Source organism: Bradyrhizobium sp. Y36, from assembly GCF_002531575.1.
Taxonomy (GTDB): domain Bacteria; phylum Pseudomonadota; class Alphaproteobacteria; order Rhizobiales; family Xanthobacteraceae; genus Bradyrhizobium.
Map to the genome: position 1 here is coordinate 12145 of NZ_NWTI01000019.1, position 18623 is coordinate 30767.

13 protein-coding genes are annotated in these 18623 nt (G+C 65.2%); 6 read left to right on the forward strand and 7 right to left on the reverse strand.

Going from position 1 to position 18623, the window contains the following annotated elements:
• Positions 1-28: 28 nt before the first annotated feature.
• Positions 29-910 carry an alpha/beta fold hydrolase gene (locus CO669_RS26430; RefSeq protein WP_097662879.1) on the reverse strand — a complete coding sequence of 294 codons (882 nt, stop codon included), beginning with the start codon at positions 908-910 and terminating at the stop codon, positions 29-31.
• Between the two features lie 12 nt (positions 911-922).
• Positions 923-2542, reverse strand: coding sequence for a GMC family oxidoreductase (locus CO669_RS26435; RefSeq protein ID WP_097662880.1), 1620 nt, complete (start codon positions 2540-2542; stop codon positions 923-925).
• Positions 2543-2754: 212 nt separating this feature from the next.
• Between CO669_RS26435 and CO669_RS26440 the strand changes: the two genes are divergently transcribed.
• Positions 2755-3927, forward strand: a complete 1173-nt coding sequence (locus tag CO669_RS26440) for a M20 aminoacylase family protein (RefSeq protein WP_097662881.1) — start codon at positions 2755-2757, stop codon at positions 3925-3927.
• 77 nt (positions 3928-4004) lie between these two features.
• On the opposite strand, the gene CO669_RS26445 is transcribed toward CO669_RS26440, so the two are convergent.
• The 3 genes from CO669_RS26445 to CO669_RS26455 form a co-directional block, all read right to left on the reverse strand.
• Positions 4005-5633, reverse strand: a complete 1629-nt coding sequence (locus tag CO669_RS26445; protein ID WP_097662882.1) for an inorganic phosphate transporter — start codon at positions 5631-5633, stop codon at positions 4005-4007.
• A 99-nt stretch (positions 5634-5732) separates the two neighbouring features.
• A complete protein-coding gene (locus CO669_RS26450) occupies positions 5733-7175 on the reverse strand; it encodes a UdgX family uracil-DNA binding protein (protein ID WP_097662883.1) in 1443 nt (480 codons plus the stop codon).
• Positions 7175-8410, reverse strand: a complete 1236-nt coding sequence (locus tag CO669_RS26455) for a putative DNA modification/repair radical SAM protein (RefSeq protein ID WP_097662884.1) — start codon at positions 8408-8410, stop codon at positions 7175-7177. The genes CO669_RS26450 and CO669_RS26455 overlap by 1 nt, the downstream gene beginning before the upstream one ends.
• A gap of 164 nt (positions 8411-8574) precedes the next feature.
• On the opposite strand from CO669_RS26455, the gene CO669_RS26460 reads away from it, so the two are divergent.
• From CO669_RS26460 to CO669_RS26470, 3 genes are read left to right on the forward strand one after another with little or no spacing between them, the layout of a single operon-like run.
• Complete coding sequence (locus tag CO669_RS26460) at positions 8575-9363, forward strand: ImuA family protein (protein ID WP_097662885.1); 789 nt, start codon at positions 8575-8577, stop codon at positions 9361-9363.
• Positions 9260-10852, forward strand: coding sequence for a Y-family DNA polymerase (locus CO669_RS26465; protein WP_198964274.1), 1593 nt, complete (start codon positions 9260-9262; stop codon positions 10850-10852). The genes CO669_RS26460 and CO669_RS26465 overlap by 104 nt, the downstream gene beginning before the upstream one ends.
• Positions 10849-14331 (forward strand): error-prone DNA polymerase, encoded by a 3483-nt coding sequence (locus CO669_RS26470; protein WP_097662886.1) that lies wholly within the window; start codon positions 10849-10851, stop codon positions 14329-14331. Before CO669_RS26465 ends, CO669_RS26470 begins: the two co-directional genes overlap by 4 nt.
• A gap of 141 nt (positions 14332-14472) precedes the next feature.
• Here the strand turns inward: CO669_RS26470 and CO669_RS26480 are convergent, their stop codons facing one another.
• A complete protein-coding gene (locus CO669_RS26480) occupies positions 14473-15243 on the reverse strand; it encodes an SDR family NAD(P)-dependent oxidoreductase (RefSeq protein WP_097662887.1) in 771 nt (256 codons plus the stop codon).
• A gap of 204 nt (positions 15244-15447) precedes the next feature.
• Positions 15448-15735, reverse strand: coding sequence for a hypothetical protein (locus CO669_RS26485; protein ID WP_097662888.1), 288 nt, complete (start codon positions 15733-15735; stop codon positions 15448-15450).
• Positions 15736-15803: 68 nt separating this feature from the next.
• Between CO669_RS26485 and CO669_RS26490 the strand changes: the two genes are divergently transcribed.
• Together CO669_RS26490 and CO669_RS26495 are read left to right on the forward strand one after the other, a co-directional pair.
• Positions 15804-17216, forward strand: a complete 1413-nt coding sequence (locus CO669_RS26490; protein WP_097662889.1) for a CoA transferase — start codon at positions 15804-15806, stop codon at positions 17214-17216.
• Positions 17217-17361: 145 nt separating this feature from the next.
• Positions 17362-18606, forward strand: a complete 1245-nt coding sequence (locus tag CO669_RS26495) for an efflux RND transporter periplasmic adaptor subunit (RefSeq protein ID WP_097662890.1) — start codon at positions 17362-17364, stop codon at positions 18604-18606.
• The last annotated feature ends 17 nt before the right edge of the window (positions 18607-18623 follow it).

Below are 18623 nucleotides of genomic sequence, written 5' to 3' on the forward strand. Positions count from 1 at the left end.
ACGCTGCAGCGCGTCCGGGGCACGAGACCTAGTTCGCGAAGTCCAGCACGGCTTCCACTACAGCCGCCGGCACTTCCTGAGCCACGCAGTGGCCGGCGCCTTCAAAGACCAGCGGGCTCACCTGCGGAATCAGCGAGACCGCCCGCGAGGCCATCTCCTTGTAGATTGGCCCCGACTTCGCGGCCGTCGTCACCCGCACCGGGCAATCGATCTCGGCGAGCATGCCAAACGGATTGCCACGGGCATCGCCAATGTAGACCTGCTCCATCGCCTCGTAGATCGGACGGAGGATTGCGGATTCGATCTCGGGCGTGCAGCAGAGCCTCACCCGGCCATCGTCGAGCGTCGTGAAACCGTGACGCACATATGCCCGCAACGATGCTTCTGTCCAATCCGCGAACGCCGGCGCCGTTCGGTAGCGCTCGTACACCGCCTCGGCACTCTCGAACTCGGCACGCCGGCGCAACGTACCCTGCACGCGGGCGATGGACTCCTCGTTCAACTCTCCGGCGCGCGCCGCGCGCGGGTCCATGATGGTGGGCTCCATCACGAACAGGCGCGTGAAACGCCCGGGCAAGAGCTTGGCCGCAAGCAGGAGATCAGTCGCGCCCGCGCTGTGGCCGATGCCGTAGACGTCGCGCAGCCCGAGCGCGTCGATCACCCGGCAGACATCCTCCGCATAGTCCAGGAAGTGATAGGCGCCGGGCTTGTGGCTGGCGCCGTGGCCGCGGCGGTCGAGCCCATAAACGGTGTAGGTCGACGCCAGCTCGCGCGCGACCTCGTCCCAGACGTCGGCGACGAAACCGGTACCGTGCACGAGCAGGGCAGGCGGCTTCCCGCTCTCGCCCCACTGCAACATGGCGATCTCCGTGCCGGCGGGGCCGATGGAAAAGCGGTGCGGGGTGATCATGAAGACACGATGCTACTTCGCATCCTCCAGGATCATCGTCGCACCCTTCTCGGCGATCATCGCGGTCGGCGTGTTGGTATTGCCCGACGTGATGGTCGGCATGATCGAGGCATCGACAATGCGCAGGCCGTCGAGGCCGTAGAAGCGCAGGCGCTCGTCGACCACCGCCATGGGATCGCTCACCGCACCCATTTTCGCGGTGCCGACGGGATGGAAAATGGTGGTGCCGATATCGCCGGCCGCCTTGGCGAGCGAGGCGTCGTCGTCACCGACGGTGGGGCCGGGCAAATATTCGCTGGGGCGATATTTCGCCAGCGCCTTCTGCTGCATCAGGCGTCGCGTGGTGCGAATGGCATCGGCGCCGACCTGGCGGTCGTCGTCGGTCGAGAGGTAATTCGGCGCGATGATCGGCTTCTCGTCGGGGCTCGCCGAGCGCAGCCGCACGGTGCCGCGCGAGGTCGGCTGCAGATTGCAGGCGCTGACAGTGATGGCGGGGAAGCGGTGCAGGGGATCGCCGAACTTGTCGAGCGACAGCGGCTGCACGTGGAACTGGATGTTGGCGCGCGCCCGCGTCGCGTCGGAGCGGGTGAAGATGCCGAGCTGCGACGGCGCCATGGTCAGCGGACCACGGCGGCGGAAGGCGTAGTCGAGGCCCATCAACCCGCGGCGAAACAGATTGTAATAGGTCTCGTTCAGCGTGCGCACACCCTCGACCTTGTAGATCGCGCGCTGCTGCAGATGGTCCTGCAGATTGCGCCCCACACCGGGCTTGTCCATGACGATGTCGATGCCGAGCGGCGACAGCCAGTCGGCGGGACCGATGCCGGAGCGGTGCAGCACCTGCACCGAGCCGATCGAGCCGGCAGAGAGCACCACCTCGCGCTTCGCACGCGCCTCGATGACCTCGCCGTTCTGGATGAAGCGCACGCCGACGGCGCGGCCCTGCTCGATGATCAGGCGGTCGACCAGCACATGCTTCTCGAGCCGCAGATTGGGGCGGCTCAGCGCGGGCTTGAGGAAGCCGCGCGCCGAGGACCAGCGCCGGCCGCGCTTCTGGTTGACGTGGAAATAGCTGGTGCCTTCGTTGTCGCCGGTGTTGAAGTCCGGAATGCGCTTGATGCCCATTTCTTCGGCGGCATCGCCGACGGCATCGAGAATGTCCCACGACAACCGCGGCGCCTCGATGCGCCAGCCACCGCCGGCGCCATGATGCTCGCTGGCGCCGAGGAAGTGGTCCTCGAGCCGCCGAAACAGCGGCAGCACTTCGTCGTAGCCCCAGCCCGTCATACCGAGCTGTCGCCAATGATCGTAATCGGCGGCCTGGCCGCGCATCGAGATCATGGCGTTGATCGCCGAGCAGCCGCCGATCACCTTGCCGCGGGGATAGGAGAGCGCGCGGCCGTTCAGGCCCGGCTCGGCCTCGGTCTTGAACATCCAGTCCGAGCGCGGATTGCCGATTGCGAAGAGGTAGCCGACGGGAATGTGGAACCAGATCCAGTTGTCGTCGCCGCCGGCCTCAAGGACGAGCACGCGGTTCTTGGGCTCGGCCGAGAGCCGGTTGGCGACGATGCAGCCGGCGGTCCCGGCTCCGACGACGATGTAGTCAAATTCACCTTCGAGCCGCCTTGGCATCTTGCTTCCACCCAGATTGGCGTGTGTCCGGGCTTGTCCCGGGCGTCCACGCGCTTTCTGTCCTAATAGTCAGACGGGGATGGCCAAGACAAGTTGGAGACAAGCCCGGCCATGACGAGAGGACAGGGCTACCCTCGATCTGCGGGAGTTAGGTGGACTGGCGCTTGCATGGTAGACAGTCCTGTATTTTCAACCAAGCTTGAGACCCCTTCATGCCCATCGTGAACCGCGTCGCCGACCTCCAACCCGATATTCAGGCCTGGCGCCGGGACATCCATGAGCATCCCGAGCTGCTGTACGATGTTCATCGCACTGCAGCATTCGTGGCCGATCGGCTGCGCGAGTTCGGCTGTGATGAGGTCGTGACCGGCATGGGCCAGACCGGCGTGGTTGGCGTGATCAAGGGCAGCAAGCCCGCCGGTGACGGGCTCAAGGTGATCGGCCTGCGCGCCGACATGGACGCACTGCCGGTCGAGGAGCAGACCAACCTGCCTTATGCCTCCAAGACCCCGGGCAAGATGCACGCCTGCGGCCATGACGGCCATACCGCGATGCTGCTGGGGGCAGCCCGTTACCTCGCCGAGACCCGCAACTTCGCCGGCGATGCGATCGTGATCTTCCAGCCGGCCGAGGAGGGCGGCGCCGGCGGCGCGGCCATGGTCAAGGACGGCCTGATGGAGCGCTTCGGCATCGAGCAGGTCTACGGCATGCATAATGGCCCCGGCATTCCGGTCGGCTCGTTCGCGATCCGCCAGGGCCCGATCATGGCGGCGACCGACGAGGTCGACATCATGATCGAGGGCGTTGGCGGCCACGCTGCGCGTCCGCACAAATGCATCGATTCCTTGCTTGTCGGTGCGCAGGTGATCACGGCGCTGCAGTCGATCGTCGCACGCAGCGTCGATCCCCTGGAATCGGCGGTGATCTCGATCTGCGAATTCCACGCCGGCAACGCCCGCAACGTCATTCCGCAGACGGCGACGCTGAAGGGCACCATCCGCACACTCTCGCCCGAGGTGCGCAAGCTGGTCGAGAAACGCGTGCACGAAGTGGTCGCGGGCGTCGCCCAGATCACCGGCGCCAAGATCGACCTGCGCTATCAACGCAATTATCCCGTCGTGAACAACCATGCCGCGGAGACCGAGGTGGCGCGGCGCATCGCCAGGCAGGTCGCTGGCGATGCCAATGTGCACGAGATGCCGCCGCTGATGGGGGGCGAGGATTTCGCCTATATGCTCGAAGCGCGGCCCGGCGCCTTCATCTTCTGCGGCAATGGCGACAGCGCCGGCCTGCATCACCCCGCCTACAATTTCAATGACGAGGCGATCGTCTACGGCACGTCGTACTGGGTGAAGCTGGTCGAGGAATCGCTCGCGGCGTCATAAGGCCGAGGCGGAAGCACAAATTGGAAAGGGCCCGTGCATCGCGCGGGCCCTTTGTTTTTGCGGGATCTGGTATCTTCTCAGAAGATCCGCGAGAAGATCACGTACAGTGTGGCCGACAGCATGATCGCGCAGGGCAGCGTCAGCACCCAGGCCATCAGCAGGTTACGGATGGTGGACCATTGCAGGCCCGAGCCGTTCGCGGCCATGGTGCCGGCGACACCGGACGACAGCACGTGGGTGGTGGAGACCGGCAGGCCGAACACGTCGGCGGCGCCGATCGTGGCGGCCGCCACGAGCTCGGCGGAGGCGCCTTGTGCGTAGGTGAGGTGGCTCTTGCCGATCTTCTCGCCGACGGTGACGACGATGCGCTTCCAGCCGATCATGGTGCCGAGACCGAGCGCGATGGCCACCGCGATCTTCACCCAGGTCGGGATGAACTTGGTAGCCGCATCGAGCGAGCCCTTGTAGGCGTTCAGGGTCGCGATCTCCTCCTTGCTGAGATCGTTCTCCTTGTCCTTCATCAGGAAGCGGATCGCTTCCGAGGTCATGTACATGTCGTTGCGGGTGTTGCCGACGGCTTCGGCGGGCACCTTGTTCAGCGTGCCGTATTTGGCGACCTGATCGCCGACGTCCTTCACCAGCACGGCGAGCGAGGGGTAAGTGCCTTCGTTGATCTGACGCAGCGCGATGTACTGCGTCACGGCCGGGCGGGGATCGCCGATGATGCTGTGACCGGCGCCTTTGGCCGCGACCACCTTGGAAGCGGCATCCGAGGTCTTCTGGAACTGGGCGACCTGGGATTCCGGCAGGGCACGGTTGAGCGCATAGGCGGTCGGCACGGTGCCGATCAGGATCAGCATGATCAGGCCCATGCCCTTCTGGCCGTCGTTGGAGCCGTGCGCGAAGCTGACGCCGGTGCAGGTGGCGATCAGGAGGCCGCGGATCCACAGCGGCGGCGCCTTGTTGCCTTCCGGCGCGGCATAGAGCGCCGGGTTGCGCACGATGAACTTGAGCACGAGCAGCAGCGCGGCGGCGCAGGCAAAGCCGACCAGCGGCGACAGCAGCAGCGCGTAGCCGATCTCGGTGGCCTTGCTCCAGTCGACGCCCGAGGTGCCGTCGCGGCCGCGCATGACGGCGTTGGCGATGCCGACGCCGATGATCGAGCCGATCAGCGTGTGCGAGGAGGAGGCGGGCAGGCCGAAGAACCAGGTGCCGAGGTTCCACAGGATCGCGGCAATCAGCAGCGCGAACACCATCGCGAAGCCGGCGCTGGAGCCGACCTGGAGGATCAGCTCGACCGGCAGCAGCGAGACGATGCCGAAGGCGACCGCGCCTGAGGACATCAGCACGCCGAGGAAGTTGAAGAAGCCCGACCACATCACCGCGACTTCAGCCGGCAGCGAGTGAGTGTAGATCACGGTCGCCACCGCATTGGCGGTGTCGTGGAAGCCGTTGACGAATTCGAAGCCGAGCGCGATCAGCAGCGCGACGAGGAGCAGGATGTAGGGCAGATAGGTCGTCACCTTCGTGCCGGTGGCATTGACGTCGGCATAGATGCTGTAGGCGACGAACAGCAGGCCCGCGGCGAGGATGCCGAAGAACAGGATCATCGTCAGCGGATTGAAGCCCTTGTCGAGATTCGGCCGCGAGGCCGGCTGGACTGGCGCGGGATCGGCTACCGCGCGGTCGAATGCAACATCGGTCATGTCTGGACGCCCCTTCACTTGCAGTTGAGGGGCATTGTCTGCGATGGATTTGAAGGCTGGATGACAAGCGGCGGTTGAAGGCCGTTTTCCCACCACTCTTCAGGCGGCGCGCGCAGCTTTCCTCTGCAGCCCGGCGGCAATCTTCAGGTCTTCGACAAAGCGCCGATATTCCAGCACCTTGGCTTCCGGATCGGGAAGCCGCAGCAGATAGGAGGGATGCACGGTCACCAGCACCTTGCGTCCGTCTTCGAGGTCGATGAGCCGGCCGCGGGTCTTGCCGACCGGGGTGATCTTGCCGAACACGCTTTGCGCTGCGGTTGCCCCCATCGCCACGATCAGATCGGGCTGGATCGCCGCGACTTCCCGCTCATACCATTGCCGGCATGCCTTGATCTCCGGCGTTGCCGGCTTCTGGTGCAGGCGGATCTTGCCGCGCGGCACGAATTTGAAGTGCTTCACGGCGTTGGTGACGTAGACCTTCTTGCGGTCGACGCCGGCTTCCTCCAGCGCACGGTCCAGCATCTGGCCGGCCGGGCCGACGAAGGGGTGGCCGGTGAGGTCTTCCTTGTCGCCGGGCTGCTCGCCGACCAGCATGATATTGGCGTCCTTCGGGCCCTCGCCGAACACGGTCTGGGTCGCGTCCTTGTAGAGCGGACAGGCGCGGCAATGGGCTGCCTCCTCGCGGAGCGCGTCGAGATCATCGGCGGCAGGCTTGCGCGTCATCGGGGCCTCCGGTCGCTTCTGAGGCTTGTGCGGATCGGTTGCGGCGTTGGCGATCATGGCGCCGGTCATGCGCTCGGCGTCCTCGATCAAGGGCTTAATGATCGAGGCCTCGGGCAGGTTCCTCCAGTATTTCTTCGGCATCTCGGCCTGCATCGCCTTCACTTTGAGCCGCGCCGGATTGAAGATGCTGGCGTAATAGCGCCGCCAGGTCTCCTCCAGCCGGTCTTCGCCCGGCGCCTCGCTCTTGCTGACGCCCGGCGTGAACGAGAGCGCGTGGCCGTCCCAATGCGCGCAGAGGTCCGGCGTCAGGATCGACCAGGGCATGTCGGCAAATCGCTTGGCGAAGAACGGCGCTGCTAGCTCGACGATGTGATGCTCCGGCTCGAACCAGGCGACGTAGTGCGCTTCGCGTTCCCGGCCGATCTCGCGGAAGCGGACGAAGGCATGCATCTTGTGCTCGTCGCGATGAACCGCTCGCGCCATCGCAATGACCTGCGCGACATCGACGTCGGTCGCGACGTCGATGAGATCGTGATGGTCCTTCAGGCGCCAGAGCAGGCGATAAAGAATCGCAAAGCGCTCGGGATCGCGGTGCAGGATCGCGGCCCTGGCGAGATCGACGAATTTGCCTGACACATTGAAGGTGCCGTCATTCACCTCGAGGATCGGAGACGGCGCTTGCGGTGCGAACAGCTCCGCATCGCGGCCTTGCACGGTCCAGGTGACATCGGCGGGCTGCACATGATGCAGCACGAGGCTGCGTGCTGCTTTCCGCCAGCCGTCGAAATCGGTTTCGGTGTCGAGGGTGATGTACTGCATCAGAAGCCAAATCCCAGTTGCGTTGCTTTCGGCTTGAAACGTTCGATCAGCCCGGCGGCATCGAGGCGATGCGGGGAGGGGCGGTGATCGCTGAGAACGATGAACGGCAGCGCCTTGTGCTTGGGTACGTGCAGCCGCGCCAGATCGGAGAGGCGGATCGTGGTGGTGCGACGCGTTGCGATGATGCGCTCGACCGCCTTGGTGCCGAAGCCCGGCACGCGCAGCAGCTCCTCGCGGCTGGCGCGGTTGACGTCGAGCGGGAAGCGATCGCGGTGGCGCAGCGCCCAGGCGAGCTTCGGGTCGATGTCGAGCGGCAGCATGGCGCTGTCGTCGACGATCTCGCCGACATCGAATCCGTAGAACCGCATCAGCCAGTCAGCCTGGTAGAGCCGGTGCTCGCGCAGCAGCGGGGGCTGCACCAGGGGCAAAGCACGGCTCGCATCGGGGATCGGGCTGAAGGCGGAGTAATAGACGCGCCGCAGCTTGTACGAGCCATAGAGATTGGAGCTGGTGTGGAGAATGGTGTGGTCGGAGGCCGCGTCGGCGCCGACGATCATCTGCGTGCTCTGGCCTGCGGGCGCAAAGCGCTGCGGCCTGGCCTTCGTCTTCGCTATGCGGTTCTCTTCGGCCTCGTCGAGTTTCAAGCGCAACCGGCCCATGGTGCGGCGGATCGCGCGGACGTCCTTCTCGGGGGCGAATTGCTGCAGGCTCGTCTCCTCGGGCATCTCGATGTTGATGGAGAGGCGATCGGCATATTTGCCGGCCTCCGCGATCAGCGCATCGTCGGCCTCGGGAATGGTCTTCAGGTGAATGTAGCCACGGAAGTGATGCGTCTCGCGCAAGGTTCGCGCGACGCTCACCACCTGCTCCATGGTGTAGTCGGGGCTGCGGATGATGCCGGAGGAGAGAAACAGTCCCTCGATGTAATTGCGCCGGTAGAAGTCGAGCGTCAGCTTGACCACTTCGTCGATGGTGAAGCGGGCGCGGGCTACGTTCGAGGAGGCGCGGTTGACGCAATAGAGGCAGTCGTAATTGCAGGCGTTGGTCAGCAGCACCTTGAGCAGCGAGATGCAGCGTCCGTCCGGCGCGTAGGAATGGCAGATGCCCATGCCGGGCGCGGTCGAGCCCATGCCCTTGCGATCGCTGGAATCCCGCTTTTCGGTGCCGCTGGAGGCACAGGACGCGTCGTACTTGGCGGCGTCGGCCAGGATCTCCAGCTTGCGTTGCACGTCCATTCTTGAATCCCTTTGATTCCACGTATGAATCCGGGAGAGCACCAATTCGATTGACTCCCCGGCCGGCGTTAGCTTTATATTAGAACATATCATGAACAAATGAGCCAGCCGCTGGTTCTTATTTTTGAGAGCCACGGCCATCATCTCTGAAGGAGCGGCCTTGTATGAGCGGCGCACGAACAAGCGCGCTTGCGAGCTTGCGCGGCCAGATCGAGCGCATCGAGACGGCGGAGATCGTGCACCAGCACGATCGCGTCGCGCTCGGTCATGGCGAGGCCGACGCCGTGCTGAAGGGCGGGCTCGCGCGTGCGGCGATCCACGAGGTGTTTTGCGAGGGGCGTCAGGGCGCGGCCGCGACGGGTTTCGTCATGGGTCTTGCGGGGCGCGTCTCGGCGCAGCGGCCGCTGCTGTGGGTGCGGCAGGATTTTTCGGAACTCGAAACCGGCGCGCTGTCGATGAGCGGGCTTGCCGAGCTCGGCCTCGATCCGCGCCGCGTGGTGATGGTGCGCGCCGCCGATGTCGAGAGCGCGCTGCGCAGCTCGGCCGATGCGCTCGCCTGCGACGCGCTGGGCGCCGTCGTGCTCGAGCTCTGGGGCGATGTCAGGCAGTTCGACCTCGTGGCGAGCCGCAAGCTGACGCTGGCCGCGCAAGGCTCCGGCGTCACCGGGCTGATGCTGCGCATGGCCGCGCAGCCGCTACCCTCGACCGCGGAGACGCGATGGATGCTGCGGGCAGCGCATTCGCCGCCGGGGCCAGTGTGGGACGCCTGGGGCGCGCCGCGCTTCGATGCCGAACTCTTGCGTCATCGTCATGGCCAATGCGGCCGGTGGATCATGGAATGGAATTGTGATGAGTGCCAGTTCAGTGAACCGTCGACGTATTCTCAGCCTGTGGCTGCCGCGCCTGCCGATCGACCGGATCCAGCGGTTCTTTGGGAACGTCGGACTGCATAAAAACAATGAGCCCAGCATCGTCGTCATCAAGGACAACAATGCGCTGGTGATCCATGCGCTCGACGAGGCCGCCGAGCGCCTCGGTCTGTACATTGGTCAGCCGCTCGCCAATGCGCGGGCGATGTGTCCGGATTTGCGTGTGTTCGACGCCGATACCGTGGCCGATGCCAAGACGCTCAGCGACATCGCCGACTGGTGCGACCGCTTCACGCCGCTGGTGGCGCTCGATCCGCCGCACGGGCTGTTTCTCGATATCACCGGCTGCGCGCATCTGTTTGGCGGCGAGGCCGCGCTGCTCAAGACGCTGGTTCGTGCGCTCGGCCGTCAGGGCTTTGCCGTGGGGGCGGCGATCGCCGGCACCTCGGTCTGTGCCCGCACGCTGACGCGGCAGGCCTCCGGCAGCATCGTTCCCGATGGCGGCGAGGCGGCGGCGATCGGCCGGTTTCCGGTGTCCGCGCTCGGCGCGGAGGAGGCCGTCACCACCGGCCTGCGTCGCGCCGGCCTGAAGACCATCGGCGATGTCGCATCGCGCAGCGCCTCCGAGATCACGGCGCGGTTCGGCGCCCGCTTCTCCACGCTGCTTGCGCATGCGCTGGGGCAGGGCGATGCGCCGATCAACCCGCGCAAGCCGCTGCCCGATTACATCGTCGAGAAGCGCTTCGCCGAGCCGATCGCGACCGACACCATGATCGCGATGACGCTGTCACGGCTGGCGGACACGCTTGTTACGTCCATGGAGAAACAAGGCAAGGGCGCGCGGCGGCTCGAAGCCGCCTTCTTTCGCACCGACGGCGTGGTGCGCGCGATCATGGTCGAGACCGGACGTCCCGTGACGCGTAGCGCGGTGATCGACCGCCTGTTCCGCGAGCGGCTCGATGCGCTGGCCGATCCGCTCGATCCCGGCTTCGGCTTCGACATGGTGCGTCTGTCGGCGAGCCGCACCGAGATCGTGGTTCAGGAGCAGCGCGATCTCGACACCCATATCCACGACAATGACGAGCTCACCGCATTGATCGACCGCATCGCCGCGCGGATCGGGGGAAAGCGCGTGATCGTGCATCTGCCCGAGGATACCCATATCCCCGAGCAGGCGGTGCTGGCCGCGCCCGCGCAGCAGCATCTCACGGCTGCCATGCAGGCCGAATGGCCCGCACGTGCCGAGAGCGAGCCGCCGCTGCGCCCTTTAAGGCTGTTCGACAAGCCGGAGCCGGTCACCGTGCCGTTCGCGACCGTGCCCGACGGGCCGCCGCATCAATTCACCTGGCGGCGCGCCAAACACGCGGTGGTGCGGGTGGAAGGACCCGAGCGCATCGCGATGGAATGGTGGCGGCAGGACGGCAAGCAGCTGACGCGGGATTATTTCCGTATCGAGGATGCCGAGGGCCTGCGTTTCTGGATCTTTCGCGACGGTCTCTACGAGGGCGAGGTATTCGACGCCGACGGCAAGCCCGCGCCGCCCAACTGGTATGTGCACGGTCTCTTCGCATGACTGCTCCCGCCTATGCCGAGATCGGCATCACCACCAATTTCTCTTTCCTGCGCGGCGGCTCGGATCCGCGCGCCTATGTGCATCAGGCGAGCAGGCTCGGCATTCCCGCAATCGGCATTGCCGATCACAACACGCTCGCCGGCGTGGTGCGGGCCTGGAACGAACTCGGCAATGAGAAGGTGCTGCACAAGCCGAAACTCCTGATCGGCGCCCGCATCGTCTTCGTCGACGGCACGCCCGACATTCTTGTTTATCCGCGCGACCGCGCGGCCTATGGCCGGCTGTGCCAGCTTCTCACCCGGGGCAAGCGCGGGGACGACATCACGCGGATCGAGAAGGGCGAGTGTCATCTCGGGCTTGCCGATCTTCTCGAATTTTCGGAAGGCCAGCTTCTGACCCTGACGCTGCCGCATCGTTTCGAATCCGGGCAGGTGCTGGATATTCTTGCCAAGCTCAGGGCAAGCCGCGCCGAGGGCGTGTGGCTGGCGGCGAGCCTCGTTTATCGCGGCGACGACCGCCGCCGCCTGGCGCGACTCGACGATCTCGCGGCAAAGGCAAAGGTCCCGCTGCTCGCGACCAACGAGGTGCTCTATCACGATCCCAGCCGCCGCCCGCTTCAGGACGTGCTGACCTGCATCCGCGAGAAGACCACGATCGCGGCGGTCGGGAGGCGGCTGGAAGCCAATGCCGAGCGTTTTCTGAAGACGTCTCGCGAAATGTCGCGGTTGTTCCGCGATTTTCCTGATGCGATCAGGGAGACGATGCGTTTTGCGGGCAAGATCGAGTTCTCGCTCGATCAGCTCAAATACCAGTATCCTGACGAGCCGGTGCCGCCGGGCAAGACCGCGCAGGGGCATCTGGAGGACCTGACCTGGGCGGGCGTCGGTAAATACTTTGGTGGTATCGAGAACATTGATGCGAAGCTGCATGCGACCCTCAACAAGGAGCTCGCGCTGATCGCCGAGCTGAAATACGCGCATTATTTCCTCACCGTGCACGACATCGTCCACTACGCGCGCAGCCAGAACATCCTGTGCCAGGGCCGCGGCTCGGCGGCGAATTCGGCCGTGTGCTACGTGCTCGGCATCACCTCGGTCGACCCGACCAAGGTCGACCTGCTGTTCGAGCGCTTCATCTCCAAGGAGCGGCTGGAGCCGCCCGACATCGACGTCGATTTCGAGCATTCGCGGCGCGAGGAGGTGATGCAATATGTCTACCGCCGCTACGGCCGGCACCGCGCCGCGATCATCGCCACCGTCATCCATTATCGCCCGCGCAGCGCCATCCGCGACGTCGGCAAGGCGCTGGGCCTGACCGAGGACGTCACCGCCGCGCTCGCCGACACCGTCTGGGGCAGCTGGGGCAAGGGCCTCAACGACATGCAGGTCCGCCAGGCCGGGCTCGATCCCAGGAATCCCATGATCAATCTCGCGGTCGAGCTTGCGACCGAGCTGATCGAATTTCCGCGCCATCTGTCCCAGCATGTCGGCGGCTATGTGCTGACCCAGGACCGGCTCGACACCTATGTCCCCATCGGAAATGCCGCGATGGACGACCGCACTTTCATCGAATGGGACAAGGACGACGTCGATGCGCTGAGCATGATGAAGGTCGACGTGCTCGCGCTCGGCATGCTGACCTGCATCCGGAAATGTTTCGATCTGATCGACCGGCACAAGGGCGAGCGTTGGGTTCTGGCGAGCGTCCCGCAGGACGATCCCAAAGTCTATGACATGCTGTGCGCGGGCGAGTCGCTCGGCGTGTTCCAGGTCGAGAGCCGCGCGCAGATGAACATGCTGCCGCGCCTGAAGCCGCGGACCTTCTACGATCTCGTCATCGAGGTCGCGATCGTGCGGCCCGGGCCGATCCAGGGCGACATGGTGCATCCTTACTTGAGGCGGCGGAACGGCCAGGAGAAAGTAAGCTATCCCTCGCCGTCGCCCGAGCATGGTCCCGCGGACGAGCTCTACAAGGTGCTGCACAAGACCAAGGGCGTGCCCCTGTTTCAGGAGCAGGCGATGCGCATCGCGATCGAGGCGGCGAAGTTCACTTCCGAGGAAGCCAACGGCCTGCGCCGCTCGATGGCGACCTTTCGCAATGTCGGCACCATCGGCCAGTACGAGGAGAAGCTGATCGGCAACATGGTGGCGCGCGGCTACGATGCCAATTTCGCCAGAAGCTGTTTTGACCAGATCAAGGGCTTTGGCTCCTACGGCTTCCCGGAGAGCCATGCCGCGAGCTTCGCGCAGCTGGTCTACGTCTCGTCATGGCTGAAATATCATCACCCCGACGCCTTCTGCTGCGGCCTTCTGAACTCGCAGCCGATGGGCTTTTACGCCCCGGCACAGATCGTCGGCGACGCCCGCAAGAACGGCGTCGAGGTGCGTGACATCGACGTGTCCTACAGCTTTGCGCAGAACACGCTGGAGGAGGGAAGCGGCAGATATTGCGCCGTGCGCCTCGGCTTCCGCCAGATCGACGGCTTTCACTGGCTGGATGAAGATGAAGAGCGTCTCAAACGTTCTCAATCGTCATTCCGGGGCGCGCGCAGCGCGAGCCCGGAATCCATAACCACGATCGGGAGTAGGGATTCTCAGATGCGCAATTGCGCATCAGAGCTCGCGCCAACAGGCGAGCCCCGGAATGACGATGTCGAGAGAGCCGAAGACTGGGCCGACCGCATCGTCGCCGCCCGCGACCGCCGTCCCTTCACCTCGCTCGAAGACTTCGCCCGCGACACCAGGCTGCCGAAGCGCGCGCTGATCCTGCTCGCGGATGCCGACGCCTTCCGCTCGCTCGGGCTCGACCGCCGCGAGGCGCTGTGGCAGGTGCGGCGGTTGCCCGACGACGTGCCGCTGCCGCTGTTCGAGGCGGCGACCGCGCGCGAGCAGCCGGACGAGCATGCAAAGCCGCTGCCCGAGATGCCGCTCTCCGAGCAGGTGGTCGCGGATTACCAGACCATCCGGCTCTCGCTGAAGGGCCATCCGATGGAATTTCTGCGCGAGATGTTTGCGCGCGAGCGCATCGTCGCCTGCAAGGAGATCAGCCACGAGAACGAGCGGCGCCGCGTCCGCTGTGCCGGCGTGGTGCTGGTCCGGCAGCGGCCGGGCAGCGCCAGCGGCGTCGTGTTCATGACGTTGGAGGACGAGACCGGCATCGCCAATGTCGTGGTCTGGCCCAAGGTCATGGAGCAGTATCGCAAGGAGGTGATGGGCGCGCGGCTCATCGAGGTCCAGGGCTATATCCAGAGCAGCCCCGAGAAGGTGACGCACCTGATCGCCCAGCGCATGGTCGACCGCTCGCACGATCTGGTCGGCCTCGCCAACGACGCGCTGAGCCGCAAGCATCCGGTGCCGACAGGGGCCACATTGGTCGAACCGCTCAACGAAGACCCCCGTGCGCTCACGGACATGCCCGCGCAAAAACACCGCCACCCCCGCAACGTCCGCATCCTGCCGCCGTCGCGGGATTTTCATTGAGGGCGTGGCGCAGGATGTCGTCACACTCTCGATGTCATACCCCGCGAAGGCGGGGTATCCAGTACGCCGCGGCCTCTCGGTTCCAGCCGCTGCGTCTCGGAATACCGGATCGCCCGCCTGCGCGGGCGATGACAGCGCGCCTCAAAAATTCACCCGGTTCGAGATCGCGCCGTCGACGACGAGATTGGACCCCGTCGTGAACCCCGACACCGGGCTCGCCAGGAACACTGCCGCGCTCGCGATGTCCTGCGGTGTTGCCATGCGTCCGGTCGGATTGCGCTTCATCGCGTCGTTGTAGCGGTCGGGCATGTTCTTCTCGATCATCTCCCAGACGCCGCCCTTGAAATAGACGGTGCCGGGCGAGACGACATTCACGCGGATCTTCTTCCTGGCATATTGCCGCGCAAGTCCCTTGGCCATGTGGATCAGCGCGGCCTTGATCGGGCCGTAGGAGCTGGCCGTGTCGGCCTGCGCCGCCGAGATCGAGGAGATGATGACGAAGGCGGCGTCGCCGCTGCTCGCGCCGCCCGCTTCGAGGAACGGCCGCGCGGCGTCGAACGCGTGCACGGCGCCGAGAACGTCGAGCTGGAAATTCTGCTGCCACGATGCGGGATCGTGGCCCTGCGCCATCGCGCCGGCATTGGAGAACAGCAGGTCGATGCCGCCGAGTTCCTTGGCGACGCCCTCGATCCAGGTCTTCAGCGCCGCGCCGTCGGTGACGTCGACGGCGCCGCCGGTCGCCTTGATGCCGCTCGCCTTCAACTCGGCGACGGTGGCCGCGACCTGATCGGCATTGCGTGCGCACACCGCGACATTGGCGCCTTCACCGGCCAGCGTTGCCGCGATCGCCCGCCCGATGCCACGCGTGCCGCCGAGCACGACGGCGTTCTTTCCTTTGAGACCGAGATCCATTGTTTGGTAGTCCTTGTTGTTGGTGGTGCGCAGCTTAATTGTTTGAGCGGGGATGTCGAATTCGTTCTCGGTGTCATACCCCGCGCAGGCGGGGTATCCAGTACGCCGCGGCCTAGCGGTTTAATCACAGCCGTCTCTGGAATACTGGATCATCCGCTTTCGCGGATGATGACATCGTGCTTGATGGCGAAGACCTCGCCCGCCTCACTCCGGCGCAGCCCCCACCGGCGGGCCGCCGGGCGGGCGGTGCAGGAAGGTCAGCGAGGCATAGGCACCGGCCCAGGAGCCGATCGCAGCGAAGGCGACGTAGGCGGCGTTTTCGGTGTAGCTGATCACCGCGTAGGATGAGAGCAGGTACCAGACCGCGCTCCAGTTCGCCGCCGGGATGCGCTTGCGGGCGATCACGGCCGAGGTGAACATGACATAGACGGCGTCAGTGGCCGCCGTCGCGATGAACACGGCACCTGCGATGAGGGGATCGATGGCGGCCATTGCATTCCTTTCTGCGATCATGACATGGTCGAGAAAAGTACAGCAAATGACGAGGGAGAGAAGCGGTCATGCAAAGCCCCGCCGATATTCTCGAGAACATCTGGACCTCCGCCGGCGGCGATAAGGCCGCGCTCGAACGCGTGAGGCTGACCGGCGAGCAGCCGCAGATTCCGTCCTCGTTCCGTGTCGCCGTCGCCGGACAGACGACTATCGCCGCCGCTGGCCTCGCTGCGGCCGAGATCTGGCGGCTGCGCAGCGGGCAGGTGCAGGACGTCTCCGTCGACCTGCGCCATGCCGTCGCCGAGTGCCGCTCCGAACGCTATTTGCGTCTCGACGACAAGCCTCCGCCGCCGGCCTGGGACGCCATCGCCGGAGTCTACAGGACCGGCGACGGCCGCTTCGTCCGCTGTCATACCAACTTCCCGCATCATCGCGACGCCGTCTGCAGCGTGCTGGCTTGCGAGCCCGAGCGCGAGAAGGTGCAGGCGGCACTGATGCAATGGAAGGGCGAGGCGTTCGAAACTGCGGCTTATGCCGCGGGCGGTGTGGTCGCGCTGATGCGCTCTTACGACGAATGGTCGGCGCTGCCGCAGGCGCACGCGCTCGCGCAATTGCCGCTGATCTCGATCGAGAAGATCGGCGAAGCCGCGCCGAAGCCGTGGCCGCAAAGATACGCGAACGGCGATCGTCCGCTCGCAGGTCTTCGCGTGCTCGATCTCTCCCGCGTCATTGCAGGTCCCGTCGCGGGCCGCACCCTTGCCGCGCACGGCGCGGATGTGCTGCTGGTGTCGGGTCCGGACCTGCCCGCCATTCCCTGGCTCACCATCGACACCGGCCGCGGCAAGCTCACCACCTTCATCGAGCTGAAGACGGAGACGGGCAGGGCGATGTTGCGCGAACTGCTGAAAGACGCCGACATATTCTCGCAAGGCTATCGCCCGCGTGCGCTCGCAGCGCTCGGTTTTTCACCGCAGGATGCTGCAAGCCTCAATCCCGGCATCGTCTATGTGACGCTGTCGGCGTACGGTCATGCCGGCCCCTGGGCCGAGCGGCGCGGCTTCGATTCCCTGGTGCAGACCACGACCGGCTTCAACCATGCGGAAGGAAGGGCCGCCGGCGTCGACGGCCCCAAGGAATTGCCGGCGCAGATGCTCGACCATGCCACCGGCTATCTGATGGCGTTCGGCGCGATGATGGCCAAGCTGCGCCAGGCCCGCGAAGGCGGCAGCTGGCACGTGCGCGTGTCACTGGCGCAGACCGGGCGCTGGTTGTGGAATCTCGGTCGGCTGGACGGCGGACTGAACATCCCGGATCTTTCGGGAGAGGCCGTACATGCTGCGTTCATCGAGAGCATGCCATCTGGCTTCGGCATGTTGAAGGCGGTGCGTCATGCGGCGCTGCTGTCGGCGACACCGGCGCAATGGTCGCGTCCGGCGATGCCGCTCGGCAGTCATCCGGCACAGTGGCCGGCGCGAAGCTGACGTGAAGCTGACGCGTCGCAAAATTTTAACGCAAACCGAAAGCCGATCGGCACTTTTTAGGTTGTTTGCAATCCCAATTCGGCACTATTAGCGCAACCGATAAGGCAGGGACCTGCCGAGATCGTCGCAGACACGACCGGGCTCCATGGTAGTTGAAAATACCAAGCGATTGCAGGTGTTTACAAAACAACGGGTGATCACATCCGTAGTTCTACTAGCTCTTGCCGGTGCCGGCGCCTATGGCTTCCTCTCTTTGGGGCCCAAGGAAAAGAAGCACTCCGAGATCTCCAGCCAATCGCGCCGGAATGCTCAGAACTTCACGCCGACAGCGTCCGAATGGGCGACGCTGACGATAGAGCCGGTCAAGGCCAGGGCCTTCCGCGCCGAATATGTCACCGAAGGCAAGGTCGCCGTCGACGAGGATCGTTCGACGCCGGTGTTCTCGCCCTATGCCGGCCGCGTCACCAAGCTGCTGGCCAAGCCGGGTGAGATGCTGAAGCAAGATCAACCGCTGTTCACAATCGAGGCCGCCGACACCGTGCAGGCCCAGAACGACTTCATCGCGGCGATGACCTCGCAGAACAAGGCGAAGTCGGCGCTCGAGCTCTCCGACATCCAGTTCAAGCGTGCCAAGGACCTTTATGAGGGCCACGCCATCCCGCTGAAGGATTACCAGCAGGCGGAAGCGACCCAGGTGCAGGCGCGCAACGACATGCGTTCCTCGGGGACCGCGCTGGAAGCCGCACGCAACAAGCTGCGCATCCTCGGCTTCACCGACGAGACCATCAAGACGTTCCAGGACAAGGGCGCTATCAATCCGGAAGTCACGATCTATTCGCCGATCGCCGGCACGGTCGTGCAGCGCAAGATCGGCCCCGGCCAGTACGTCAATTCCGGCGCCAGCGATCCGGTGTTCGTGGTCGGCGACCTCTCCACCGTGTGGCTCACCGCCTTCGTGCGCGAGAGCGACGCGGCCGCGGTGTGTATCGGTCAGGATATCACCGTCAACGTGATGGCGCTGCCGGGCCGCCCCCTGACGGCCAAGATCAACTACGTCGCCGCCGCGATCGATCCCACGACCCGCCGTCTGCTGGTCCGCGCCACCATCGACAACAAGGACGGCCTGCTCAAGCCGGAAATGTTCGCCAACGTCACGATCTACTCGGCCGGCGACCGCGCCGCGCCGGCCGTGCCGAAACAGGCTCTGATCTATGAGGCCGACAAGGTCCGCATCTGGGTCGCGCGCGACGACAAATCGGTCGAACTGCGCGAGATCAAGATCGGCCTCATCAACGGCAACCTCGTCGAAGTCACCAGCAATCTCCGACCCGGCGAGCAGATCGTGGTCAAGGGCAGCCTGTTCATCGACCGCGCGGCGTCCGGTAGCTGATCGACGACCCAATAAAC